The sequence below is a fragment of the Corallococcus sicarius genome (assembly GCF_003611735.1).
Classification (GTDB): Bacteria; Myxococcota; Myxococcia; order Myxococcales; family Myxococcaceae; genus Corallococcus; species Corallococcus sicarius.
In genome coordinates this window covers 1-25,647 of sequence record NZ_RAWG01000125.1, presented here as the reverse complement: position 1 = coordinate 25,647, position 25,647 = coordinate 1, and the positions used below count along the sequence as shown (strand labels likewise).

At 70.8% G+C, this 25,647-nt stretch carries 17 protein-coding genes; 4 read left to right on the top strand and 13 right to left on the bottom strand.

The window, feature by feature from the left end; translation table 11 throughout:
* Positions 1-165 precede the first annotated feature (165 nt).
* The 5 genes from D7X12_RS20185 to D7X12_RS20165 form a co-directional block, all read right to left on the bottom strand.
* Positions 166-552 carry a response regulator gene (locus tag D7X12_RS20185; protein WP_120626911.1) on the bottom strand — a complete coding sequence of 129 codons (387 nt, stop codon included), beginning with the start codon at positions 550-552 and terminating at the stop codon, positions 166-168.
* Between the two features lie 78 nt (positions 553-630).
* Positions 631-2,013, bottom strand: a complete 1,383-nt coding sequence (locus D7X12_RS20180; RefSeq protein WP_120626914.1) for an MATE family efflux transporter — start codon at positions 2,011-2,013, stop codon at positions 631-633.
* A 104-nt stretch (positions 2,014-2,117) separates the two neighbouring features.
* Positions 2,118-2,474 (bottom strand): response regulator transcription factor, encoded by a 357-nt coding sequence (locus tag D7X12_RS20175; protein ID WP_120626910.1) that lies wholly within the window; start codon positions 2,472-2,474, stop codon positions 2,118-2,120.
* The gene (locus tag D7X12_RS20170; RefSeq protein WP_120626909.1) at positions 2,471-4,102 is read right to left on the bottom strand and encodes an ATPase domain-containing protein; all 1,632 of its coding nucleotides are present in this window, start codon (positions 4,100-4,102) and stop codon (positions 2,471-2,473) included. The genes D7X12_RS20175 and D7X12_RS20170 overlap by 4 nt, the downstream gene beginning before the upstream one ends.
* 20 nt (positions 4,103-4,122) lie before the next feature.
* A complete protein-coding gene (locus tag D7X12_RS20165) occupies positions 4,123-5,256 on the bottom strand; it encodes an ATP-binding response regulator (RefSeq protein ID WP_244224665.1) in 1,134 nt (377 codons plus the stop codon).
* A 221-nt stretch (positions 5,257-5,477) separates the two neighbouring features.
* Here D7X12_RS20165 and D7X12_RS20160 point away from each other — a divergent pair, with 221 nt between their 5' ends.
* Entirely contained in the window at positions 5,478-6,239 is a 762-nt protein-coding gene (locus D7X12_RS20160; RefSeq protein WP_120626908.1) for an alpha/beta fold hydrolase, read from the top strand.
* Positions 6,240-6,284: 45 nt separating this feature from the next.
* Here the strand turns inward: D7X12_RS20160 and D7X12_RS20155 are convergent, their stop codons facing one another.
* The 4 genes from D7X12_RS20155 to D7X12_RS20140 form a co-directional block, all read right to left on the bottom strand.
* Positions 6,285-8,201, bottom strand: a complete 1,917-nt coding sequence (locus tag D7X12_RS20155; RefSeq protein ID WP_120626907.1) for an RICIN domain-containing protein — start codon at positions 8,199-8,201, stop codon at positions 6,285-6,287.
* A 50-nt stretch (positions 8,202-8,251) separates the two neighbouring features.
* A complete protein-coding gene (locus tag D7X12_RS20150) occupies positions 8,252-10,486 on the bottom strand; it encodes an FUSC family protein (protein WP_244224664.1) in 2,235 nt (744 codons plus the stop codon).
* Between the two features lie 87 nt (positions 10,487-10,573).
* On the bottom strand, positions 10,574-11,611 hold the full coding sequence (locus D7X12_RS20145) for a D-alanine--D-alanine ligase family protein (protein ID WP_120626906.1): 1,038 nt from the start codon (positions 11,609-11,611) through the stop codon (positions 10,574-10,576).
* A gap of 1 nt (position 11,612) precedes the next feature.
* On the bottom strand, positions 11,613-12,683 hold the full coding sequence (locus tag D7X12_RS20140; protein ID WP_244224663.1) for a putative zinc-binding metallopeptidase: 1,071 nt from the start codon (positions 12,681-12,683) through the stop codon (positions 11,613-11,615).
* Between the two features lie 205 nt (positions 12,684-12,888).
* On the opposite strand from D7X12_RS20140, the gene D7X12_RS20135 reads away from it, so the two are divergent.
* Positions 12,889-15,897: a hybrid sensor histidine kinase/response regulator gene (locus D7X12_RS20135; protein ID WP_120626904.1), complete on the top strand. Its 3,009-nt coding sequence runs from the start codon at positions 12,889-12,891 to the stop codon at positions 15,895-15,897.
* Positions 15,898-15,983: 86 nt separating this feature from the next.
* On the opposite strand, the gene D7X12_RS20130 is transcribed toward D7X12_RS20135, so the two are convergent.
* Together D7X12_RS20130 and D7X12_RS20125 are read right to left on the bottom strand one after the other, a co-directional pair.
* Positions 15,984-18,047 carry a M20/M25/M40 family metallo-hydrolase gene (locus D7X12_RS20130; RefSeq protein ID WP_120626903.1) on the bottom strand — a complete coding sequence of 688 codons (2,064 nt, stop codon included), beginning with the start codon at positions 18,045-18,047 and terminating at the stop codon, positions 15,984-15,986.
* Positions 18,048-18,282: 235 nt separating this feature from the next.
* On the bottom strand, positions 18,283-18,585 hold the full coding sequence (locus D7X12_RS20125) for a hypothetical protein (protein WP_120626902.1): 303 nt from the start codon (positions 18,583-18,585) through the stop codon (positions 18,283-18,285).
* Between the two features lie 224 nt (positions 18,586-18,809).
* On the opposite strand from D7X12_RS20125, the gene D7X12_RS20120 reads away from it, so the two are divergent.
* Complete coding sequence (locus tag D7X12_RS20120; protein ID WP_120626901.1) at positions 18,810-19,214, top strand: VOC family protein; 405 nt, start codon at positions 18,810-18,812, stop codon at positions 19,212-19,214.
* Between the two features lie 91 nt (positions 19,215-19,305).
* Here the strand turns inward: D7X12_RS20120 and D7X12_RS20115 are convergent, their stop codons facing one another.
* Together D7X12_RS20115 and D7X12_RS20110 are read right to left on the bottom strand one after the other, a co-directional pair.
* Entirely contained in the window at positions 19,306-22,869 is a 3,564-nt protein-coding gene (locus tag D7X12_RS20115) for an endopeptidase (protein ID WP_120626900.1), read from the bottom strand.
* Between the two features lie 222 nt (positions 22,870-23,091).
* Positions 23,092-24,618 (bottom strand): glycosyltransferase family 39 protein, encoded by a 1,527-nt coding sequence (locus D7X12_RS20110; protein WP_120626899.1) that lies wholly within the window; start codon positions 24,616-24,618, stop codon positions 23,092-23,094.
* A gap of 101 nt (positions 24,619-24,719) precedes the next feature.
* On the opposite strand from D7X12_RS20110, the gene tesB reads away from it, so the two are divergent.
* On the top strand, positions 24,720-25,589 hold the full coding sequence (tesB, locus tag D7X12_RS20105) for an acyl-CoA thioesterase II (protein ID WP_120626898.1): 870 nt from the start codon (positions 24,720-24,722) through the stop codon (positions 25,587-25,589).
* Positions 25,590-25,647: the final 58 nt, after the last annotated feature.

Sequence of the window (25,647 nt, the reverse complement as noted above, 5' to 3'; positions counted from 1 at the left end):
CCTCCTGGGTCCGGGCCTGCTGCACCCGCGCGGTCGCACTGCCACTCGCTTCGCCGATTCTGGACATGGATGCTTCCCCCTCGAACCCCCGTGACAGGGGTGGCCGTTGGGAGATTATCGCCCGGATGCGCCCGCAAGTTGCCTGGAACCTGACTGCCCGTGAACTCAATGCCGGGCGCGGTAGCGGTCCACGGCGGCCAGGAGCACCTCCGTGCGCACCGGCTTGCCCAGCAGCCCCACCGTCCCGGGCAGGGGCGCCTGGAGGTCCGGGTCCGCCGTCAGGGCCAGCACCGGCAGCCGGGGGCCGGCCTCCAGCGTGCGCAGCCGCGTCAGGAACGCCTGGTCCTCCGGGTTGCGGAGCATCAGGCTCAACAGCACCAGGGCGGGGCGCCGGGGCAGCTTCGTCAGCACGTCCAGGGCCTGCATGGCGGTGGGCACCGACAGCACCGTGTAGCCCTCCAGCACCAGCAGGGCCACCAGCGCCTCGCGCAGGTCGTCGTAGCCTTCCACGACGAGCAGCGTTGAACGATGGTCCAGGGGGTCCACCGACAAACCTTATACCTCCCGACCTTGCGTGTGCACGCCGGGGGCCTGGCGGGTGGGCTGGAGGGGAGACTGGCGGACAGTGCGTCAGTGGGCCAGCACCGGCGGCCCCTCCAGGGGCGTCACCAGCGACTGGCGCTCCCACGCCCGGCTGCGCCAGCGCATCCACATGGCCATGCCGCGCGTCCACTCGTCCGCGGCCACCGCGAGCCACACGCCCGCGAGCCCCAGGTGCAGGTGGAAGACGAGGAAGTAGCCCAGGGGCACGCTCATGCAGACCATGGACAGCACCCCCATGTAGACGGGGAAGGTGGCGTCACCCGCGGCGCGCAGCGCGTTGACCAGCACCAGGTTGAAGGAGCGCCCCGTCTCCAGCAGGAGGCCCAGCACCAGCACCTGGGACGTCATCCGCAGGATGTCGCCGTCGTGCGTGAAGAGGTGGATGAGCGGCTCGCGGAAGAGGATGGCCAGCAGGTCCACGCCCACGGTGATGCCCACGCTCCACTTGAGGCTCTTCAACACGCGCGCGTAGGCCTCCGCGGAGCGGTTGGCGCCCACCAGCCGCCCGACGATGATGGACGTCCCCATCCCGATGGCGAGGCTGCCCAGGAACACGTAGTGCGACAGCGCGTTGGCGTACTGGCGCGACGCCAGCGCCGCCGGGCCCAGGAACGTCACGTAGTACAGGAACACCGTCTGGCACCCGTGGTACGTCATCTGCTCCACCGCCGACGGCAGGCCCACGCGCAATATCTTCCGCACGTACTCGCGCGTGAGCGCCACGAAGTCCCGGCGGGCCATGCGCACGTCCATCACCCGGTAGAGCATCCACGCGAAGACGCCCAGCGCGACCGCGCGGCTCATCACCGTGGACATCGCCGCGCCCGCCACGCCGTGCGCCGGCACGCCGAAGTGCCCGAAGATGAGCACCCAGTTGCCCAGCACGTGCACCACGTTCATGCCCATGGCCACGTACATGGACTGCCGCGTGAAGCCGTACGTGCGGATGAGGCTGGAGAAGACGTTGATGAGCGCCTGCAGGAAGAGGAACCCGCCCGCGATGTGCCAGTAGGTGCGCGCGTACGACAGCGTCTGCGCCTCCAGGTTCATCCGCCCGAGGATGGTGTCGCCCGACAGCAGCAGCCCGGCGCTCACCGTGAGCCCCAGGAGGAAGTTCATCGTGATGGCCTGCGCCGCGATGCGCGACGCCTCCGCGCTCCTTCTCGCGCCCAGGTACTGGGACACGACGATGGACGCGCCGTGGCTCACCACCTCCATGATGAGGATGCAGATGAAGACGTACTGGTTGACGACGCCCACCGCGGACACGGCGGCGTCGGACACGCCGCTGAGCATCAGCGTGTCCGCCGTGCCCATCAGCATGAAGAGGAAGATTTCGAAGAAGATGGGCCAGGTGAGCCGGAACAGGCCGGGCTCCTGACGGGCGTTCGCGACGACTTCAGTGGTCATGGAGGCGCCGGCCACTGTGCGCGAGCGAAACCCCGTTTTCAACCAGCCGGGCAGGCGCCGGAGACGGCCCTCCGGCACCCGGTTGGAGCTGCAAACATCCGGGCCTACGACGACGTGAGCCGGTTGACGGAGCTCACCAGGTCCCGCAGGGAGAAGGGCTTCTTGAGGAAGCCGGCCCAGCCCTGCTCCTCGGCCTTCGCCCTGGGCGGCTGGATGGCGCTCATCACGAGGATGGGGAAGTGGTGGGAGCCGTCCTTGTGGATGGCGTCGATGGTCTCGTAGCCGTTCATCACCGGCATCATCACGTCGATGATGGCCAGGGAGGGCTGGAGGTCCTTGAGCTTCTCCAGGGCCTCACGGCCATTGCCACAGATGACGACCCGGAACTGCTCCTCCTCGAGGATGGCCTGGACGGCCTCCGCGATGTCGAGTTCGTCGTCCACGACGAGCACGGTCTTCATGGGCGACTCCGACGGGAGGCGCCTGCCGGGGCCTTCTTCCTCGCGGGCTTCTTGCTGGCGGCCTGCTTCTTCGCGCCTCCCCGCGTGCCCAGCGGCGCCTTGACGGCGCTCTTGCGCGGGCTCCTTGCCGGAGACGCTGACGTCAGGCGCGCGTGACCGGTGAGGATGCTCTCCGCGCTCTCGAAGGTGTCCGCGACGGTGATGCCGTCCTCGGAGATGGAGAACTCGCGGATGCTGCTGTCATAGGCGCTCTCGCGCATCTTCATGATGGAGAGCAGCCGGTAGAGCTGCGAGCGCAGCTCCACGTAGCGCACGAGGATGACGTTCTCCACGGTGGCCGCGGCCTCTGGCTGGGGCATCTCCACGCCGGGGCTGAACAGGGGCGTCTCGTCCGAATACAGCGTGGTGACGTCCATCATCCGGAGCTGATGGGTGAGCGCGGAGAAGAAGCGGCCCATGCGGTCCGGGTACACGGCGGCGGAGCGGAAGCCCGCCACCCCGTCGATGAACAGCCGCAGCCGGGACACCTTGCGCTCCGCGATGCGCTCCAGGAGCCGCTCGGCGAGGGAGTCCAGGTTGTGCTCCAGGGGCGGCTGCCACTGGATTTCAATCAGCCCCTCGTCCACGTACTTCTTGAAGTCCTTCATGCCCGTGCCCAGGGCCTTCTCGATGAGGCGGGGGGGTGTTTCGTAGAAGCCGAAGTAGACCCCGGGCTGGCCCGCGCGCGCACCCTCCAGGAGGAAGCGCAGGCCCAGCAGCGTCTTGCCGGTGCCGGGCGCGCCCAACAGCAGCGTGGTGGAGCCGGACAACACGCCCCCGTGCAGCGCGTCGTCCAGGCGGGGGATGCCGAAGGGCATGCGGATGCGGTCCTCGCGGCCCTGGGCCGCGGGGTGCGCGAACTGCACCTCCGTGCGCGGGTGGATGACGATGCCCTGGTCGGAGATCTCCACCTCGTGGCGGCCCAGGAGCGACGGCCCGCCCCGGAACTTCACGGCGATGAGCTCGCGCACCGCGCGCGGCCCGTGCAGCCACAGGGACAATTCGAAGATGCCGTCCACCGCGGTGTTCTCCGGGTGGATCTCCCCCGCGTGGTGCGGCGCCAGCAGCAGCGTGGTGCAGCCCAGGATGCTGCAGAAGGTCTGCAGGTCCTGGAGGAAGCGCTTGAAGGTCAGGTCCGTGCGGGCGAACTCCTTCGCCGCATCCATGCCGTCGATGATGAGCAGCGTGGTGCCGTGCTGCTGGGCGTTCTTGCGCACCAGATCCAGCAGTCCCCGGAGGCCCTCCTTCTCCAGCTCCCGGTACGCGCTGAGGTATTGCAGCCGCTCCGGGATGACGCTGGCGTCGAAGAACGTCATCTGCGACAGGTTCTCCAGCATGCGCCCGTGCGACTCGGTCAGCAGCGTCACGTAGAGGGCCTTGCCCCCGGTGCGCACGTGCTGGAAGGCGATCTGGTTGGCGAACACCGTCTTGCCGGAGCCCGGCGGCCCGATGATGGCGTAGGACGAGCCCTGGATGAGGCCGCCCTTGGTGATGAAGTCCAGCCGGGGCACGTTGGTGACGAGCCGCTTCGAGGGGCTCCGGCCCTCCGCGGCTGTCGTACCGCCGTCACCGTCTCCATTGTTCGACACGAGGGGTTCTCCTTGGATGTTCAATAACGCCGGGTCAGGCGCAGGGGCAGTCGCAGCTCGAAGGTCGCGCCCTCGCCCAGGGCGCTCTTCACGGTGAGGGTGCCTTCGTGCGCGGTGGCGATCTCCAGGGCCAGGAAGAGGCCCAGGCCCAGCCCGTCGAAGCGGTCGCCGGACGTCACCCGCTCGAAGCGGCGGAAGATGCGCGCCTGGTCCTCCGGCGCGATGCCCACGCCCTCGTCCTTCACCGTCAGCACCGCCTGGTCGCCGTGCGTCTCCAGGCGCGCGTGCGCGGGCCGGCCCTCGCCGAACTTGATGGCGTTCGTCAGCAGGTGCGCCACGGCCTGCTCCAGCCGCTGCGGGTCTCCGAAGAGGAGCACGGGCTCCGGGGGCACCGTGGCCTCCAGCGCCACCCGAGCGCTGCGCGCCTGGGACTGGAGCCGCTCCACCTGCCCCAGCACCAGCCGGGACAGGTCCACGGTCTCCATGGCCAATTCCATGTCCCGCGTGGACAGGCGCGACACGTCCAGCAGGCTGTCCACCAGGTTCTGCAGGCGCGTGAGCTGGCGCACCGCGGGGGTGAGCCGCGCCTCCACGGGGCCGGTGGACACAAGGCCGTCCGCGTCGTTCACGACGAGTTGCACGGCGCGCTCCAGGTTGAGCCGCAGCACCGTCATGGGCGTCTTGAGCTCGTGCGCCGCGATGCTGAGGAAGCGGTCGCGCGCGCGCACCGCGTCCCGGGCGCGCGTCTGCAGGCGCAGCAGCGCCTCGATGTTCGCCAGCAGCTCGTCCTCCGCCAGGGGCCGGGTCCAGTACGCGTCCGCGCCCTGCGCGAGCCCCTTCACGCGGTCCTCGCGCTTCACGGACACGGACGACAGGTGCGCGATGAGCAGGTCCCGGGTGGCCGGGTCGGCGCGCAGGCGGCGGCAGACCTCGTAGCCGTCCACGTCCGGCATGTGCACGTCCAGCAGCACCAGGTCCGGCATCCCCTGCGCGAGCGTCAGGGCCTCCAGGCCGCACGTGGCTTCAATCACGTGGTAGCCGCCCTGCCGCAGCGTGAGGCTCAGCAGGTACAGCGTCGCCGGGTCGTCGTTGACGTTGAGGACCGTGGTCCTGGAACGGGCGCTCGGGTCTGGCAGGAGGTCGGAGGTTTTCACGTGCCTGGGTGCCCCGGAACAGTGGGGGCCCGCGCGTTGAATGGAACCATCCACCTTCAAAAAGTACGCAAGCAGTGTGCACGGCTGCCTGGGGGGTGTTGGCCTCTGGACGGAGCGGCCGCCGGACGGGTCGTTTCCAGGGCAGGAACTCGCCGATACGGGCGACGTGGAGGTTGAAGGACGCGGGCCCCGGGCGCCCGCGTGGAAAGGCAGCGGGGACCATGAAGGGCGCGGCAGGCGAGCTGTACGTGGACGATGGCGGGAGCGGACCGGGGACCCCGGTGGTGTTCGTGCACTCGGCTGCTGGGGATGCGACGCAGTGGGAGGCGCAGCTTTCGCACCTGCGCCCGCACCGTCGCGCCATCGCGCTGGAGCTGCGGGGGCACGGCCGCTCCACGCTCACGTCCGGGCAGGGCGTCCGCATGGAGGACTTCACCCGGGACGTGGGCGCGGTGGTGGACGGCCTGGGCCTGTCCCGCGTGGTGCTGGTGGGCCACAGCCTGGGCGGGGCGGTGTGCGTGGCGTGGGCGGGCGCGAACCCGGAGCGCGTCGCGGGCCTCTTCCTCCTGGACCCCGCGTCGGACGGCCGGTCCGTCCCCCCGGAGCAGGCGCAGGGGATGATGGACGCGCTGGAGACGGACGGGTGGACCGCGGTGGTGGAGCAGTACTGGGGGACGCTGCTGGAGCCGTCCACCCCGGAGGTGCGCGAGCGCGTGCTGGGGCAGCTGCGGCGCACGCCCCGGGAGGCCGTGAAGGCGGCCATGGGCGCGCTCCTGGAGTTCGACCCGGTGACACCGCTGAAGCGCTACCCCGGGCCGGCCCTGTCCGTCATCACGCCGCTCAACGAGGTGCCCGGCGCGTACCACATGCTCGTCCCGGGGCTGCCCTTCAAGACGGTGACGGGCACGGGGCACTGGGTGCAGCTGGATGCGCCGGAGCAGGTGAACGCCCTGCTCGACGTGTTCCTGGCGACGGTGCCCTGAGCGGCTGGGGCACCGCCGCCCGTTTCACATCAGGGCCTCAGGGCATCAGGGCATGGCCTCCAGGCGGAACTGCTGGCAGTCGTTGTTGGCCCAGACCCACTGCTGGACGGTGGCGCCGTCGCCGGTGTTCCAGCAGTTGGCCACGTCCAGCACCTTGCCGCTGTGGCGGGCCTCGAAGCGGGAGTAGCCGCCGGAGGTGGCCACCGGCCGGAACTGCTGGTTGGCGCCACCCGCCCAGGACCACTGCTGCACGCGCGCGCCGTCCGCGGCGCTCACGCCGTCCACGTCCATCACCTTGCCGCTGTAGCGCGACACCAGCCGCGAGTAGCCGCCGTCGGTGGCGACCAGGGACCACTGCTGGCTTGCGCCCGTGTGGCACGTCCACTGGTGCAGCCCGGTGCCGTCCGCCGCGGACGGGCCGACGATGTCCAGGCACTTGCCGGTGGCCTTGTTCACCATCCGGTACCACGGGCCCTGCGTGCCGCCCGTCGTCCCGCCCCACTGGAAGGACGCCACCGAGCGCGGCGGCAGGCTGTACTCGAACGCCTGGCCGCCCCAGCGGACCTTGAAGCTGAGCGTGGCGCCGTCATTGGAGTTGAGCGCGATGAGCGCGCGCGAGCCGTCCGGGTTGCGGAAGGCGAGCGTCTCGATGTTGTTGTTGCCCAGCGACGTGGCGCCCACGCGCACCGCGCCCGGCCGCACCACCTTCGCCAGGTGCGCCCACGCGTAGTACTCCTCGTTGCGCGTGTAGCTGCCGTTGCCGTTGTCCACCGTGAGCATGCCCCGGCAGTCCGCGCAGCCGCCCACGCGCGGCCCGTGGTTCGGATCCAACGCGATGTTCCAGTACAGCGACGTGCGCGCCCAGTTGCGCAGCGGCCCGAAGAGGTTGTTCTGCAGCGCCCACTCCAGATTCGCGGCGGCGTTCGTCGCCCAGAAGCCGCCGGTGCACTCGGTGAAGTGCACCTCCTTGCCGGGGTACGCGTTGTGGAAGGCGGACTGCACGGTGTAGCTGCCCTCGGGGCTCTCGTAGCAGTGGTAGGACGCGCCCGCGAGCGCCGCCTGCGCCTGGCCGCCGTTGTAGGACATCACCTCATGCGGGAAGCCCGCGGGGCCGGAGCCGTCGTGCCAGTTGTGGTCCCACGCGTGCAGCTTCACGCCGCTGAAGCCCGCGGCGTTGAGCGCGGGGCGCAGGTGCTGGGATGCGAAGATGGACTGGTCGTTGGACTCCATCTGCATCGTCGGGTAGCTGCCGTTGGCGTTGTGCGGCTCGTTCTGCATGCTCAGCGCGTGGATGGGCACGCCGTTCGCGTTGTACGCCTGCACGAAGCGCACGAAGTAGTTGGCGTAGGTGCCGTACAAATCGTTGCGCAGGTAGCCGCCGCCCGTGAGCGAGTTGTTGAACTTCATCCACGCGGGCGCGCTCCACGGCACCGCGAAGATCTTGATCTCCGGGTTGATGGCGCGCGCCTGCTGGAGCACCGGCAGGATGTACGCCGCGTCGTGGCCCACGGAGAAGTCGTTCAGGTCGCAGCAGGTGTCGTCGTAGGTGTAGTTGAAGCGGGAGAAGTCCGACGCGCCCATGGGCAGCCGGATGACGCTGTAGCCCGCGCCCGCGCCCACGCTGAACAAGTCGTTCAGGATGGCGGTGCGCTGGGGCGAGTTGTGGATGAGCCACGCGGACGCATCCGTCATCGCGCCGCCAAACCCGTCCAGCGTCTGGTACGTGACACCGTCGTTCACGTCGATGGCCGTCGCCGAGCCGCTCTCCGGACCGAACGTCTTGTTTGCTTCCACATTGAGCTTCTTCGCGAGCGTGCTGCCCGACGTCGTCGTCAGCCACACCCGGACGGACTCGTTCGCCGCGAGCGCGGCGGGGGGCGCGAGCGCGGACGCGGCCAGGAGCAGGCCCGTCAGGTGGGTGGGGACACGGGACCGCGAACCACGGAACGACAGCAAGGACATGCAGGACTCCAACAACGAGGGGGAGTCTGCAACCTATTCAAGTTGTACAGCTATGTCTCGCTTGTCGTGGAAGGCTGGGATGCGGGCGGCGTGTGCACCAGGGCCTCCAGCCGGCGGGTGGCGGCGCCGTGGAGCACGGAGGCCTGACGCGCGAGCCGCTCAAGCTGGGACTGGAGCAGGGGCGCCTCGGTGCCCAGCGCGAGCCCGGCCGCGTCGGGCGTGGGCACGTTCCAGCCGAGCAGCGCGTCGAAGGCGGGCAGGGGGCGCGGCCGGCTGCCGTGGAGCACGGCTTCCGCCAGGTCCTCCAGGGTGCCGTCCATGGCGCGGCCGAAGCGGGCGAGGGCCTCCAGCACCGCGGGCGTGGAGGGCACGGAGCGCCGCGAGGCGAGCAGGGTGCAGACGGCGGCGAACCGGCGGGTGAAGGCGAGCAGCGTCATCAGCGGCTCCAGCGCCTCGGTGCTCCAGCGCGGTTCATTCAGCAGACGCTGGAAGGACGTCTCCGCGTTGATGGTGGCCAGCCCCAGCTTGCGGCGGGCCTCCGCGAGCGCCAGGGACTCGGGCGCCTGTCCCCGCTGCCACGCGGACGCCAGCACGTCGAAGAACTCCCGGTCCGCGCGCAGGGCCTCCGCCATCTGCGACGGGAAGCGCTCCTCCTCCGAGCGCTGCCACAGGAAGAAGGTGCCCGCGAGCGCGAGCGCGCCGCCGATGAGCGTGTTGACGATTCTCACCGGCGCGAGCGTCCAGTCCCCGCTGCCTATCTCCGCGAGCAGCACGAAGGTGAGCGTGGCGAAGACGGTGAACAGCCCGTAGTTGAGCGGGATGAGGCTCACGCACAGGGCCGCGGTGCAGAACAGGAGCCCCATCATCGCGCGCGGATCCTGGAGCCACGACGCCACGGCGATGGCGAGGATGCCGCCCACCACGGTGCCCAGCACGCGCTGCAGCGCCTTGAGGACGGTGGGCCCGGTGTAGGGCTGCATCACGGTGAGCACGGTGAGGGTGACCCAGTAGCTGTGGTTCGGCCGGAAGATGCTGGAGATCCACACCGCGGCCGTGGTGGTGAGGCCCACGCGCAGCGCGTGCCGGAGCACCTCCGACTCCATCGTGAGGTGCGCGCGCACGGGCTCCCAGAGGGACGGGGAGGGCTCCTCCGCCAGCTCCCGGGTGGGCGGCAGCGTGCCCGGCGCCACGGGGCCGGGCAGGCGGCACGCGGTGTCCAGCGCCACGTCCGCGCGCTCGCGCAACTCCGTCACCAGCCGCGCCACGTCCCGCAGGCGCGCGCGCTCCAGCCGCGTCACCAGGCCCCGCGCGTCCAGGTCCATGATCGCGCCGCTCAGCGCCCGGCCGTCCCACGCCGGCTGGGGCCTGCGGCTGCGGCCTTCCTGCTGCGTCAGCCGCACCAGGTCGCGCGCGGTGTTCGCGAAGTCCAGCAGGGCGACCGCCGCCGCCGCGCGCGGGTCTCCCACGGGGCCGCTGACGGGAGGGCCCAGGCTCTCCAGGTCCTCTTGCAGCGCGATGAGCCCCATGAACATCGCGTCCGCGGCCTCCAGCAGCACCAGCAGCCGCTCACCGCGCCCGCGCTCCACGCGGCCCTGGCGCGTGGCGGTGAGCGTGGTGCGCGCCACCTCCAGCGTCTCGCGGATGCGCCCGTGCTGCTCCTGGATGAGCGCCTGCCAGGCGTCCTCGCGCGCGCCCTGGCACACGCGCGACAGCGCCTCCGCGTAGTCCGCCACCGCCTCGAAGCACGCCGCCACCGCCTTGCGCGCGGGCCGGTAGGGGCGGATGGGCCAGAGCACGAGCGACAGCACCATGGCCCACGCCGCGCCGGCGAGCAGCGTCGCGCCCGACAGGAGCGCGGCCCGGGGCCCGTCCACGGGCAGCGCCACGGCGATGACGAAGGTGGTGGCGGCGATGTTGCCGGTGGTGTTCGCCGCGGCGCCGTACACGCCCGCGAAGCTCCACGCCGTCACCCACAGCAGGGTGAGCGGGATGGACAGCGCGGGGTGCATGCTGACAAGCCCGCCCACCACCGCGGCCACCGCCGCCGCCAGCGCCGTGCCGCCCATGGCCCGCGCGCGCGCATGGTAGGAGCCGCCCTTGTCGACGAAGGACGTGTTGAAGCCGCCCACGGCGAGCCACAGGCCTCCGGGCAGGTTCAGCGCGGTGCCCACGGCCATGGGGACGAAGGTGGCGAGCGCGGCGCGCAGGCCCGCCTTCACCGCGGGCCGCACGGGCGCGAAGCGGGCCACGGCCTTGGCATGCTCCAGGAGCTGACGGTGGATCACCCGTCCCCCATAGAGCACGACCCCCGGCGGGGCCACCGGAATCCGGCCCCCAGCCCCCGGCTCCCAGCCCGGTGCCGCGGGGGACGTTCAGTGCGCGGCGGGCGTCGCGTCCCTCACGGGCGCACTCGCCGTGGCCCGGGGCCCCACGCCCAGGCCGTACCGCCGGGCGGCCGTGTCCACGATGCGCTGCACGAGCGCGTCGTAGCCCATGCCGCGCTCTTTGGCCCCCATGGCCACCTCGCACTGCGTCTCCAGGTAGGGGTTGGGGTTCACCTCCAGCAGGTAGGGCTCGTTGGTGCGGGTGGAGACGCGGAAGTCGATGCGCGCGTAGTCGCGCAGCTTGAGCGCGCGGAACGCCGTCACCGCGGCCCGGCCGATGCGGCCCTGCAATTCATCCGACAAGTCGGTGGGCAATACGAGATGGGGACTGCCCGGCGACTCCGGCGCGAACTTCACCTCGCGGCTGGCGATCTTCATCCGCTTGCGGTTCCACCGCGAGCCGAAGTCCAGCTCCACCACCGGGAGCACCTCCGGCTTCGCCGCGTCCCCGACGACGCCGACGTACAGCTCGCGGCCCTCGATGAACTCCTCCGCCAGCGCCTCGTCGTCGTACTCCTCGCGGATCTTCTTCACCCGCCGCGCCAGCCCCTCCATGTCCTTCTCGACGCCCAGGCCCAGGGAGGCGTCCGAGCGCGCGGGCTTCACCACCAGCGGGAAGGACAAATCGCCGTTCGTCTGGAACGACGTGCCGTCGAAGGTCGCGAAGCGCGGCGTGAGCACGCCGTGGAACTGGAGCAGCTGCTTGGTGAGCACCTTGTCCTGCGCGAGCAGCAGGCCCGCCGTGCCGGAGCCGGTGAAGGGCAGGCGCGCCAGCTCCAGCACCGCGGCGACGTTGACCTCCAGGCGGTAGTCCTCCGCGAACGTCTCGCAGAGGTTGAAGACGAGGTCGGCGTGGGCGCGCGTCACCTGCCGGACGAGGTCGGAGACGCTCTCGTCCACGCGCACGTCCACCGGCTCGTGGCCGGCCGCGCGCAGGGCCGCGCTCACCTGCGCCACCACGGCGTCCGGCGGTTCGTCCTTGGGCTGGTAGTGGAGGACGGCGATGCGAAGGGACTTCTGGGGCATGTCAGTCCTCGAAGAAGCGGTCGGTGTGGAGGTAGTTCATGGCCAGCACCGTGACGAGCGAAGAGAGCTGCATCGCGGCCTCGCGGCTGTCGTCCGGGTACAGGGTGAGGTTCAGCGCGGCGGTGCGCTCCGCCAGGTGATCCACGAGCGCGCGCACCACGCCCCGGCCCACGCCGGAGTAGTGGCCCACGGTGGAGAGCAGGCGCTGGCGCTCCGCCTGCACCAGCGTCACCGCGTTCACCGGGGCCTCGCCGGGCCCCCAGAAGATGTCCTCCAGCGCGTGGTCGAAGGCGTTTCTCAGCTCCAGGTCCACCTTCTCGTCCAGCTCGCGCTGGCGGTAGTGCTCCTGGACGGTGCCCTCCATCTCCTCGGTGGTGAGGTCCGGCTGCGCCAGCTGCACGAGCGGGGGCATCCGGCCCACGCGCTTCGCCGTCGCCTCCACGTACTGGAGCTTCTTGAGCGCGCCCCAGCCCTGGTAGCGCTTCTCCCAGTCGCTGCCCGGCGTGAGCCACACGGCGAAGGTCTCCGCGAAGTCCTCGTCCGGGTGCTTCTGCGCGTACCAGCCGGAGATGTGGAAGACGTACCGGCGGGAGAAGGGCCGGGGCTTGTAGTCGTCCTGGTAGGGCCGCCCGTAGTCGCCGAACACGCGGCGCCACTCGTCGGTCTCATAGAGGCGCCACGCGTAGTTGAAGGCGTGGCCGGCCTCGTGGCGCAGGTACATCAAGATCTCCGCTTCCGTCTCCGCGCTGCCCCCCAGCTCCGCCTCGATGGACAGCAGGTCCGGGTCCGCCAGGTAGAAGGGCAGGCCGATGACGGGCACCCCGGACGGACAGCCCCATTCGTCGGACAGGTAGCACTGGGGCTTGAAGGACAGCCCCTTGGCCTCCAGCTCCGCGTGGAGCTGCGCGATGTAGCGCTCCAGCGGTGTGCCCGCGAGGCGCAGCGACAGGTCCTTGATGCGGGCCTGGAGCAGGGCCTCCCGGCGGGGCGACAGCCTTCCCCGGGCGTCTGCTCCCTCGGTGGGGTGCTTCTCTCGCAGCACCCGTGACTCGGGCTGGGTGGAGGGCATCATCCCTTTGGGAGGTAAGGCGCCCGGGGAGGGATGGACAGTCCGGCGGCCGTCCGGAAGCAGCCGGCCAGCCGAGCCCTCGAAGGGAGGGAGCATGGAGGCGCGGGGTGGGAGGGTCCGCCGCCGGAGGACGGGCATTTTTCCAGTGGGAAGCCATTGGGTGTCCCGGCATAGGGAGATGCGTGCGTGATCCAGGAGCCAAGCTGAGATGAGCCAGGAAGCCCCCCCGGCGCCCGAAGTTCCCTTCACCGGGAGCAGCCAGATGCACGCGCTCGTGCGTGCGCATGACTGGGCGGCGACGCCCGTGGGCCCCGTGGCCTCCTGGCCGACGAGCCTCAAGGTGCTCGTGAAGACGCTGCTCGGGTCGCGCTACCCCATGATCCTCACGTGGGGGCCCCAGCTGTGCCAGTTCTACAACGACGCCTATTCGGCGGTGATTGGGGCCAAGCACCCGGCCGCGCTGGGCACGGACATCCGGGGCACGCTGGCGGAGGCATGGGACGCGCTGGGGCCGCTCGTCATGGAGGCCATGACGACGGGCGCCGCCAGCTGGGTGCCCGCGTTGAGGCTGCTCCTGGAGCGCAGCGGCTACCGGGAGGAGTCCTACTTCGACGTCAGCCACGCGCCCGCCTACGACGACACGGGCGCCATTGGCGGCATGCTCGCGGTGTGCGCCGAGGTGACGCAGCAGGTGCTGAGCAGCCGGCGCATGCGGCTGTTGCGCGACCTGTCCGCCCGGGCGTCGGACACGCGCAGCGTGGCGAAGACGTGCCACGACCTGATGTCCGCCATGGCCGAGCACCCGCTGGACGTACCCTTCGCGCTGCTCTACCTGCGCTCGGCGGAGGGCCGGACGCTGACGCTGTCCGGCTCCGTGGGTGTGGCGCCCGGAGGGCCCCTGAGCCCGGAGTCCGTCGCGTTGGACCCTTCGCTGCCGGAGTCAGCGCCGTTCCTGCGCGCGCTCGAGGGCGGGCCGGTGCGGCGGGACGGCCTGGAGGCCCTGCTGTCGCTGCGCGGGGGCCCCTTCGGGGACGCGGTGGGTTCGCTCCTGGTCCAGCCGCTCGCCGGCGCGGGCACGTCCGCGCCGCTGGGCGTGCTCGTCACGGGGCTGTCCCCCAACCGGGCCTTCGATGAAGGCCATGCCTCGTTCTCCGAACTGCTGGGCGCGCAGGTGGCGGTGGCGCTGCGCAACGCGCGGGCCTACGAGGAGGAGCGCCAGCGCGCCGAACAGCTCGCGGAGTTGGACCGGGCGAAGACGGCCTTCTTCCACAACATCTCCCACGAGTTCCGCACGCCGCTCACGCTGATGATGGGCCCGCTGGAGGACGTGCTCGCGCAGGCCCAGGTGACGGAAGGGGCGCGGCGCGACCTGGAGGTCGTCCACCGCAACGCGGGCCGCCTGCTGCGGCTGGTGAACACGCTGCTGGACTTCAGCCGGCTGGAGGCAGGGCGGGCGGATTCCCGCTTCGAGCCCATCGACCTGGCCTCGCTCACGCTGGACCTGGCGAGCAATTTCCGCTCCGCCGTGGAGCGCACGGGCCTGGCCTTCACGGTGGACTGCGCCCCGCTGCCGGAGCCCGTCTACGTGGATCCGCGCATGTGGGAGAAGGTTGTCTTCAACCTGCTCTCCAACGCGCTCAAGTTCACCTTCACGGGCACCATCGCCGTGCGGCTGACGTCCGGTGACGGCGACGTCGTCCTCACCGTCTCCGACACCGGCACGGGCATCCCGGCCGCGGAGTTGCCCCACCTCTTCGAGCGCTTCCACCGCGTGCGCAACGCGCGAAGCCGCACCCACGAGGGCACCGGCATCGGGCTGGCGCTGGTGCGCGAGCTGGTGGCGCTGCACGGCGGCGACGTGCGGGTGGAGAGCCGCGAGGGCGGGGGCACGACGTTCACGGTCCGCCTCCCCCGGGGCATGGCGCACCTGCCCTCCGAGCGCATCCTCGCGCCTCGCGAAGAGGAGTCCCCGTCCCAGGGCGCGCGGCCCTTCCTTCAGGAGGCCGAGCGCTGGGCGGACGTGGCGCCGGAGCCCCCGGTGACGACGGTGTCGCTCGGCGTGAAGGGCGTCGAGGGCATGACGGGCGTGGAGGGCGTGGAGGCCTCGCGGCAGCGCGTGCTGGTGGCGGACGACAACGTGGACATGCGCGAGTACGTGGCGCGCGTGCTGGCCCCCTCGTTCGACGTGATGCTGGCGGCGGACGGGCAGTCCGCGCTGGACGCCGCCAGAGCGAACCCGCCGGACCTCGTGCTGACGGACGTGATGATGCCCCGGCTGGGCGGCTTCGGCCTCTTGCGCGCGCTGCGCGAGACGCCCGCCACCCGCGCCATCCCCGTGGTGATGCTGTCCGCGCGCGCCGGCGAGGAGGCCGCGGTGGAGGGGCTGGAGGCGGGCGCGGATGACTACCTGGTGAAGCCCTTCAGCGCCCGGGAGCTGGTGGCGCGCGTGCGCTCCATGCTGGAGCTGGCGCGGATGCGCCGGGAATCGCTGCGCCAGGAGCTGGTCGCCGCCACGCTGCGCGAGAGCATCCAGGCCCGCGACGACTTCCTCGCGGTGGCGAGCCACGAGCTCAAGACGCCGCTGGCCGCCTTCCGTTTGCACCTGGAGCGGTTGGAGCGCGGCCTGGGCGACGAGGCCCGCAACCGCGTGCAGAGCCCGCTCGCGTCCGCGGGCCGGCAGGTGCAGCGGCTGCACGCGCTGATGGAGACGCTGCTGGACGTGTCCCAGCTCACCACGGGCCGGCTGGCGTTGGACTTGAACGACGTGGACCTCACCTCCGTGGTGGGGGACGCCGTGGCGCGGCTGCGCGACGAGGTGGAGCGGCTGGGCGTGAAGGTGACGCTGGAGGCGGTTTCGCCGCTCGTCGGCCGGTATGACAGGCTGCGCATCGACCAGGTGGTGACGAACCTGCTGGCGAACGCGGCGAAGTACGGCCAGGGCCGCCCCATCGAGGTGCGCGTGGCCGCCGAGGAGGGCACCGCGCGCGTCACCGTGCGCGACGAGGGCATTGGCATCAGCGCGGAGGACCGCGCGCGCATCTTCGAGCGCTTCGAGCGCGCGGTGCCCGGCCGCAACTACGGCGGCCTGGGCCTGGGCCTGTGGATCGCCCGGCAGGTGGTGGAGGCGCACGGCGGACGCATCACCGTGGACAGCGCGCCGGGCGCGGGTGCGACCTTCGTGGTGGAGCTTCCCCTGGAGGGGCTGAAGGCCGCCTGACGCGGGAACGAAGAAGGGGCCCAGGGCGTGCGGCCCGGGACCCCTTCTCCTGCTGCTGTGTGCGAGTCAGCTCAGCTGAGTGTGGCCTACTGCCCGACGGCGAACACCAGGTCGTCGCGGTCGTTGTACTCGTTGGAGACGCACGCGTTGGTGGTGCTGCTGCTGCCGTAGCGGAACTGCGCGCGCACCGCCTGGGTGGCGCCGGCGGGCAGCGTGTACGTGGCCGACAGCTTCACGGTGCCCGCGGCCGTCGGGGTGAGGCTGGTGCCAATCTGCGTCCAGACGGGCGTCGTCGCGGTGGCGTTGGCCGTGTAGAAGAACTCCAGCCGGTCCGACGACGGGTTGGCGTAGGCCCACACCGTGGCCTCCACCCGGACCTGCTTGCCCGGAGCGAAGGGCGTGCCGTCCACGGTGGACACCTTGACGGCGTCCAGGGACTCGTCGCTGTGGTAGGTGCCGCCGCTGCCGTCGGCGCAGGTGCCGCGCAGCGTGTTGGGGTAGTTCAGCTCCGGCCCGCGCGTGCCGCGGCCATTGAAGGACGTGCCGCTGTCGCACGTGGCGGCCACCGCGCTGCAGCGCAGCGTCCGGAGGGTGCTGTCATAGGTGCCGGACGTGGACACGTTCGACACCGTCACCGTCCGGGCCGTCGTGGTGGCGGAGTTGCCCGCGCTGTCGGACGCCTTCGCCGCCACGGTGTGGCTGCCGTTGGCCACCGTGCGGCTGTCCCACGCGAAGCTGTAGGGCGAAGCGAAGGACGTGCCCTTCACCGCGCCGTCCACCAGGAACTCCACCTTGCTGACGCCCACGTTGTCCGTGGCCGTCGCGGCGATGGACACGGTGCCCGTCACCGTCGCGCCGCTGGCGGGCGAGCTGAGCGACACGGTGGGGTCCGTGGTGTCCGTGGGCAGGCCCGGGATGGTGCCCTTGCCCAGCTCCGCCAGGTACGCCGCCGCGATGCGCGCGAACTTCAGCGCGTTGGTGGCGTTGCCGCCGGTGCTGTTGGCCAGCGTGTCGTTGGCCGTGTGGATGTAGGGGTTGTCCTGGCTCATCAGCGCTTCAAACGGGATGGACGCCGGGAAGCCCTGGGCGGTCCACGACGCGTGGTCCGAGCAGCCGTAGCCGCAGGTGATGTTGGAGCGCGTGTAGCCCGTGTACGTGTCGATGAGGTTGCCCAGGAACGCGTTCTGCGCCGCGTTGGTGTTGTCGGTGACGAGCGTCACCTCCACCGTGGAGCCCCGGTAGTTGGTCATGTCCAACTGGAGGACGCCCACCACGGTGCCGAGACCCGTGGGGTTCGCCTTGTGCGCCTGCGCGATGGCCTGCGAGCCCAGCAGGCCCACCTCCTCCGCCGCGTACGCCATGAACTTCACCGTGCGCGCCGGCTTGTAGCCCTTGGCCATCGCGACGCGGAACACCTCGGAGAGCGTGGCCACGCCGGAGGCGTCGTCATCCGCGCCCGGCGCCGACGCCGTGGGACGGCTGGACGAGGACACGTTGATGTTGATGGAGTCCAGGTGGCCGCCAATCACCACCACCTCGTTGGGGGTGAGGGTGCCCTTGATGGTGGCGATGACGGAGGGCTGGCTCCAGCTGCTGTGCGTGTAGAGCTCCACGGTCACGTCGTCGCGGTTCGCGCTCGCGGCGTAGGACGCCCACGTGCTCCTGAGCCAGTTGGACGCCTGCACGGAGCTGGTCGAACCGTTGTAGTAGCGGTTCGTGTAGCTGGACAGATCCGTGATGGTCTGGCGCAGGCTGCCCTCCGCGAGTCCGGAGAACAGCGAGTTGACCACCGACGCGTTGTCCAGCGTGTAGCTCACCAGCGTCTGCGTCAGCGACGGCTGCGGGGCGAGCGCCGCCAGCGCCGCCTCCTGCGTCTCATGCGTCATGAAGCCCGCGCAGCGGTGGTACTTGTCGTGCATCAGCCGGGACACATCCCCCAGCTGCTCCTCGCGCAGCTTGAGCACGCTGATGCCGTTCGCCTCGCGCACCAGCGTGGGCACGGTCTCCCCGGACGCGCGGAACGACGTGCGCACCGAGTCCAGCGTCTCCGAACCGATGGTGATGAAGACCTCGCGCTCACGTGCTCCCTGGGCGGAGGCGGTGGCGCAGCACAACGACAGGACGACGGGGGCCAACTTCTTCCAACGCATGTTCCACTCCGTTTGCGGGCCCGGGCCCGCCCTGCGTGAACGCCACGGCGCGCATCCTGTGGAAATCCAGACGGCCCCGTCAAGGCGGACAGCAAAGTGAAACAGGCTGAAACAGACCTATCGGAAGGGATTGACGCACCCCGGCCACGCACGGACGCACGCGACGCAGCCCGTCGCGGTGCCTCGTGCAAGCCTGGGAGGGTGAGGGGGAGGGCGCCGGGGGGCGCGCCAGACGTCAGGACGGCAGGTTCATGGACAGGCCGCGGCCTGCTTCGAAGCGGGGCTCGGACTGGAGCTTCTCCAGCACGCGGTCCGAGGCGACGAGCGTCACCTGGGGCAGCATCCCCGGTTCGCTCATCCACTTCACCGCGCCCAGCAGGTGCTGGGCCTTGATGAACTCCAGCACGGCGCCGTGGAAGGCCTTGCCCTCTTCGCGCCACGCGTGGGCCAGCGCCTCCCGGCCACGACGCTCGGGGGACCGAGGGGCTGCCGGGCTCTTCCGCGCTTCACGGGGCATGACGACGATTTCGATGAACATCGCAAGACCCTCCTGAAGGCCAGAACAGCGAAGCGGCGCGGACTATCGCATGAACCTGCGTCCGCCCGCCGTCATGTGCCCCCCTTTTGGTGAAGGTCCTTGCCGCTTCCGGGACTTCCCGGGCGCATGCACCTTGACATGCGCGATTTGCTGTTTTGAGGGTGGAAGGTCTGCGGGTTGTTGGACATGCAAATGGGTGAGGAACCCACAAGAGGAGGCTGACCATGGAGCTGCACATCGGCCGGATGTTCGACCACGTTCACCTTCAGGTCCGGGACCTGGAGGCGAGCAAGCGCTTCTACAAGGCCGTGCTGGAGGTGCTGGGCATTGCCCTGTTCAGCGAGAGCGCGCGGCACTTCTCCGCGGACGAGTTCTACGTGAGCGCGGACTCGGAGCCGACGGCGCGCGTGCACCTGGCCTTCCAGGCGAAGGACCGGGAGATGGTGCACCGCTTCCACCAGGCGGCGTTGGCCGCGGGGGGCCGGGACAACGGCGCGCCCGGCGAGCGCTCGTACCACCCGGGCTACTACGCGGCCTTCGTGTTGGACCCGGACGGCAACAACATCGAGATGGTGTTCCACGGCCCGGCGCGTCGCTCGGTGCCGTCGATCGTCATCGGCTGGGACTGAAAGCCGCGCCGACGTGGCCACAAGGAGACAGGGGCCCCCGGCATGAACCGGGAGCCCCTGTGTTGCTACGAGTCTCCGCGCGGTGCGACGGCTAGCGCGCCGTCACGGTGCGGCCCTGCGCCTTCTTCGCGGCCGGGGCCGCGGGGGACGAGGCCACCGCGGACACGACGCTGAAGGCCAGGTCGTCGTGATCGTTGTACGAACCCGTCACGCAGGCGCTGGTGGCGGTGCCGCCGAAGCGGAACTGCGCGCGCACCGCGTGCTGGCCGGTGGCAGCGCCCACGGTGAACGTGGTGGAGAACGTCTTCAGCCCCACCGCGGTGCAGGCCTGGGCGGTGGTGAGGGCGGTCCACGTGGGCGTGGTGGTGTTCGTCGTGTAGTACAGGTCCAGCTGGTCCGTGGTGCCGTAGCACCACACCGTCACGTCCACCGTGACCTGCTTGCCCGGGGTGATGAGGCCCTGGTCCACCGTCTTGAGCACCACGCGGTCGATGCTCTCGTCCGAGTGGTAGGTGCCGGAGACGCCGTCCGTGCACGTCGCGCCCAGCGTGTTGGGCTGGTTGGGTTCCACGCCGCCGGACATGGTGCCGCGCCCGTTGACGAGCGTGGGGCCGGTGTCACAACCGCAGACCGAACCGCAGGCCGGGGCCCGCACGTTCGCGTTGTAGGCGGCGACCGCGGGGGTGCAGACGTTGGTGGTGGTGAAGCTGGCCGCGGCGCTGTACGCGCCCGCGCTGCAGCTGTCGGTGGCCCGCGCGCGCCAGTAGTACGACGTGAGGTTGGACAGGCCGGGCGTCACGTTCCAGGCGCTCGCGCCCAGGCCCGTGGCGCTGCGCACCACGTTGGTGAAGGCGCTGTCCGTCGCCACCTGCACGTCGTAGCCGGCCGCGCTCGGCACGTCCGTCCAGTCGAGCGACGGGGAGAGCGAGACGCCGGTGGCGCCATTGGCGGGGGCCGTCAGCGTGGGCGCCGCCAGGTTGACGCAGCCGCGCGTGGTGAAGCTGCGCGCCGCGGTCCAGGTGCTGGCGCCGCCGCACGAGTTGAGCGCGCGCACGCGCCAGTAGTAGACGGTGCTGGCCGTCAGGCCGGGGGACACCGTCCACGCGCTGGTGACGAGCGAGTTGGCGCTGCGCACCACGTTGGTGAAGGCGCTGTCCGTCGCCACCTGCACCTCGTAGCCGGAGACGCCCGTCACGTCCGCCCAGTCCAGGGCCGCCAGCAGCTCCACGCCGGTGGCGCCGGAGGCGGGCGTGGACAGCGCGGGCGAAGTGGGCGCCGCGCAGACGGGGGTGGTGCAGGCGCAGGTGCTCGCCTTGCCGAAGCACGCGTTGCTGCTCGCGGGGATGACCGAGTAGCAGTACTGCCGGCCGTTGGCGACCTCCGGATCCGTGTAGCTGGTGCCGGTGACGGTGGCCACGCGCGCCTTGCCGAAGTCACAGCCCGCGAAGCCCTCCGTCTTCATCACCCAGTACTGGCTGGCGCCCGCGGACGCCGTCCACGACAGGCCCACCTGGCCGTCGCCGGGGGTGACCGTGGTGGTGGGCGCGGCGGTGGGGCCCGTCGCGCAGCCGCCGTTGGTGGGGGCAGGGGTGGAGCACGCGATGTTGTGGCGGTTGTACGCCGCGTAGATGGCCGTCATGTGCGGGGTGCCGTCCGCCAGGTTGCCGTTGTCGTCGTCCGCCGCCAGCCACTGCATGTAGCCGTTGGTGGCGCCGCAGCCGTCGGACGTGCCGGCGGTGCAGTTGCAGGCGTGCCACGTGCCCACGTTTCCGGAGCCCTGGTAGAACAGCTTGTTGCCCAGGAGGAACGCGTCGTTGGACGTGTAGTTGAAGGGCGCCGCGGTGAGGTCGCGCGTCACCAGGTCCCACGCGGCCTGACGCACGGGGGACGCCGCGCAGTGGACCTGCTTGCTGCACGGGCCGCTGCCGGAGCTGCACATCTTGCAGGTGAAGTTCTGCGGCGTGGCCGGGATGTTGGGCACGCTCGCCGCCCAGTCCGCGTCACGCACGCCGGAGCAGCGCGTGTTGCACCAGGACTGGCCGGCCACCTGGGCCTCCTGCTGGTTGTAGCCCGTGCCGTCCGGCGTGAGGCCGCAGCCGGTGTTCGTCGTCTGGAAGAAGCCGTAGCCCACGCAGGACGTCTGCAGGCGCAGGATGGCCGCGATGTCCGCGTAGCCCTCGCTGGAGTTGGAGAGCGAGCCGTTGGCGTCGAAGTCATCCATGCCGTGGCCCCACTCGTGGTCGAACACGGCGCCAATCTCACCCGTGTTCCGGCACCCGCCGCCGCTGCGGTAGAAGTTCACCGAGCTGCCGTTCCAGAACGCGTTGCACGTGCTGTTCAGGTTCACGTTGGAGGTGAGCTGGCCCTGGAGCCACGTGTTGGTGGGCAGCCAGCCGCGGGCGACCTCCGTGATCTTGTTCAGCTCATAAAAGCTGGAGCGCGCCGCCGGGGTGTTGCCCGCGGAGGTGCCCGCCGGCACCGTGCAGTCGTGGTCGTTGTTCACGCCGCCCAGGTTGATGCTGCCCGTGGCGGAGCTGACGTTGATGGCGCCGCAGCTGTCGGCGATCCGCACGTACTTGCCCGCGAGCGTCGTGCTGACGGAGCCCGCGCTGTAGTTGTAGATGCCCGCGCCGTCGGTGAAGTTGTTGGGCGACGCGAAGTTGGTGTTCGCCCACGGCATGGGCGAATCAGGCTGCATCGTGCCGCACGTCGTATTCGCCGCGCACGTGCCGATGTTGGTGGACGGGTAGACGCCGCCCTTCAGCTGCGCGTCGAAGTAGTGGTTGTCGTCCTCCACGGCGAGCACCTCGCCGGAGTTCGCGTCCACCGTCACCTTCCAGCGCTCGTTCTCACCGGGGTTGGAGAAGCCGTAGCTCCACACCAGCGCGTGGCCATAGCCCTGGCCGAACGCCGCGCCCGTGCGCGCGAAGGGGGTCACCTCCAGCGTGGGCTGCTGCCACAGGCTGGTGGGCGACAGCGTCTGGCCCAGGAACGTGCTGCCCGCGCTCAGCGCCTGCGACGACGCCAGCCGGGGCGTCACGTCAATGGCCACGTTGGCCCACGACTCCGCGCCCAGCAGGATGAGGTTGCCGTGGCTGATGGTCGCCGCCAGCCGGCCGTGCCGCACCGGCACGCCCCGCACCACCTGCGGGATGTGCACCTGCCACAGCGACTCCGTCACCGCCGTCACGCGCGGCGCGCCCAGCTGCATCAGGTCCACGCCGAGCGCGTCCTGGTTGTCCGCGATGAACTTGAAGACGAGCTCGCCCACCACCGACTCGTCCACGCTGCCCACCGAGCGGCCCAGGCCCTGGCGCACGTCGTTGAGCGTGATGTTGTTGCGGAAGCCGTCACCGGGGATCAGCGGGAAGCTGCCCTGGATGCCCGTGGCCGAGCCCGTCAGCGGATCCAGGTACACCTGCACGTTGCCGCCATGGCGCGCAAGGAAGCTGCTCCACCGGTCCGCGCCCACGCGCGGCATCAGCGTGCGCGCCTTCTCCAACGGCACGTTCTGGATGGGCAGGTACAGGTCCGGCTTGAAGAAGGCCTTCTTCGCCACCGCGCCCTGCTGCGCGGGTTGTGGGGGTTGGATCGCGTACGTCGTGGATGAGACCAGGAGGGCAAGACAACAGATTGCGGACCGCAGGGGGCGCATGCACGTCTCCTCGGATGATGCCGTCGGACGGGACCGACGGGCTCCGGGGCGGAGCGCTGTCTGCTTTAGTTCACGGGCCTTTTAAAAATGAATTGCGGCTATTCCTGAGTAACGCCGATATGGAGAAATTCCAGGAATTTCAAAGGCTTGAAGTGTTCACTGGCGACACCTTCACTGGGAGGGTTTTCCTATCCGCTCACAGTATTCCACCGGGAGCCGCGCTCAGGGCTTGGGCCAGAGGCGGACGCGGTCGTCCTGGAGGAGCTTGCCATTGGCGGCGTCGGTGCTGCCGCTGGCCATGAAGCGGCGGGGCACGTCGCGCGTGGCGAGGACGGCGGCCTCCAGCCACAGCAGCAGCAGCAGGCCCCCGAGGACGGCGGGCAGGCCCCGGGCAACGACGGCGTGGCGCTTTGCCAGCGCCATCAGCGGAAGCACCAGCAGGGGCAGGAGCGCGGGAAAGACGACGAGCATTCCGCGCGCGTAGCCGAAGAAGGCGAGGGTGATGAGCAGCCGGTGCAGCACCACCAGCGCGAGCAGCTGGAACGGCGCGAACGCGGGCCGCAGGGACAGCAGCATCCCGGCCAGCAGCAGCGCGGCGAGCGGCCATTTCAGGAAGCCCGCGTCGGGGACGAAGACATCCACCGGCGCGCGTTCACCCACCAGCCCCCCGGGCAGGTCCGACACGCCGAAGCCCAGGCGCAGGCCGTCCATCCACAGGTCCAGCTTGCGCCACGCCAGCCGGGCCGCGTCGCCGGGGGCGTCCGCCATCCACCGCAGCCCTTGCGCGTAGCCGTGCAACAGCAGGCGCCGGTGTTCGGGGAGGGAGGGCTCCAGTTGTCCGTTGAGGCCGCCCTGGTTGATGAGCGCGGGGGTGAAGCCGCCGGTGGCGCCCGCGTGGTTCGCCATCGCGAAGTTGAGCGGCCCGTACACGGTGACGGGCACCCACTCCGGCAGCGGCTCCAGCAGCGGGGCGCGCGCGTTCAACTCCCGCATCGTGCCCAGGTTGCGCACCGCCCCCGGCACCAGCATCAGCAGCGACACGCCCACCGCCACGGACCACCGGAGCGCCCACGGCCGCAGCCCCAGGCTCCCCGGGCTCGGAGGCTTCACGGGGGCGCTGCGCGCACGGGCCGTCCACGCGTAGAAGAGGAGGAAGGGCCACAGCCCCAGGTGCTCCGCGCGGGTGAGCGTGCCCAGGCCCATCACCACCCCCAGCGCGAGGGCCGTGGGCCACGACAGGGTGCTGCCCCGGAGCACCAGCGCGCAGGTGAAACACAGCCACAGCGCCGACAGGGTTTCATTGCTGTACGTGGTGGACAGCACCAGCCACCCGAAGCTCGCGGCGTACAGGCCCGCGGCGATGAAGCTCCACGTCCAGCCCAGGAGCGGGCGCCACCACGCCTGACAGAGGGCCACCGTGGCCGAGCCCAGGACGGCGAGCACCCACTTGTACGGCAGCGCGCTGCCCTGGGGTTCTCCCAGCAGGCGGTACAGCGCGCCGAGCAGCGCGGGGAACAGGGGCGGGTGGTAGGGCAGGGCGGCCGTGCCCTCCCGGCCGCGCGCCAGCTCCAGCGCGGCGGTGTGGAAGAAGCGCGCGTCACCCGCGAAGAAGATGGAGAAGGGCCAGTCCCGGTCCGGGGCGCCCGCCAGGTACAGCCCGCGCAAGAGCAGGCTCGCGGCGAAGGTGGCCGCCAGGCTCCAGGCCACCGGGTGTCGCCGGAGGACTTCGGGCAGGGGGAACGGGCCCACGGGTGCCTCCGCGAGTGGAAAGGCGACGCACTCTACATTGGCCCGCGCACGGAGGGCGGGGGCTGGAGTAGAGACGGGGTGCGTCAAACCGGGAGGACGACATGAGCCGTGTGCTGGACGAGCTGTTGGGGCTCCTCAAGCTGGAGCCCATCGAGGAGAACCTGTTCCGTGGCGCAAGCCAGGACCTGGGCTTCCGCCAGCTCTTCGGCGGGCAGGTGCTGGGGCAGGCGGTGTCGGCCGCCAGCCAGACGGTGGAGCCCGCCCGCACGGTGCACTCGCTGCACGGCTACTTCCTGCGCCCCGGGGACGCGGGGCTGCCCGTCGTCTACACCGTGGACCGGGTGCGCGACGGCGGCAGCTTCACCACCCGCCGCGTCGTCGCCATCCAGAAGGGCCAGCCCATCTTCACGCTGATGGCGTCCTTCCAGGCGGATGAGCCCGGCTTCACGCACCAGGCCACCATGCCGGACGTGCCGCCCCCGGAGTCGCTGCCCACGGACCTGGAGCTCTTGGGGCGCCACTCCGCGCGGATGTCGGAGCGCCTGCGGGAGAAGTTCCTGTCCGCCAAGCCCATTGAAATGCGGCCGGTGACGTACGTGGACCCCTTCGAACCGAAGGCCGCGGAGCCGGTGAAGCACGTCTGGTTCCGCGCCGACGGCAGCATGCCGGACGAGCCCCAGGTGCACCGCTGCGTGCTCGCGTACGCCAGCGACTTCAACCTGCTGGGCACCGCGCTCCAGCCGCACGCGGTGACGTTCCTCAGGCCCGGCTTCCAGATGGCCAGCCTGGACCACGCGCTGTGGTTCCACGGCGACCTGAAGGTCAACGACTGGCTGCTCTACTCCATGGAGAGCCCCTGGACGGGCAACGCGCGGGGGCTCGCGCGCGGGCACGTCTTCACCCGCGACGGGCGGCTCGTGGCCTCCGTGGCGCAGGAGGGCCTCCTGCGCCAGCGCCCGGACGCGGTCTGACCTCCCCCTAGAACGGGAGGCCGCGCTTCGGCAGGGCGTCGAAGTCGATGCCGCCACC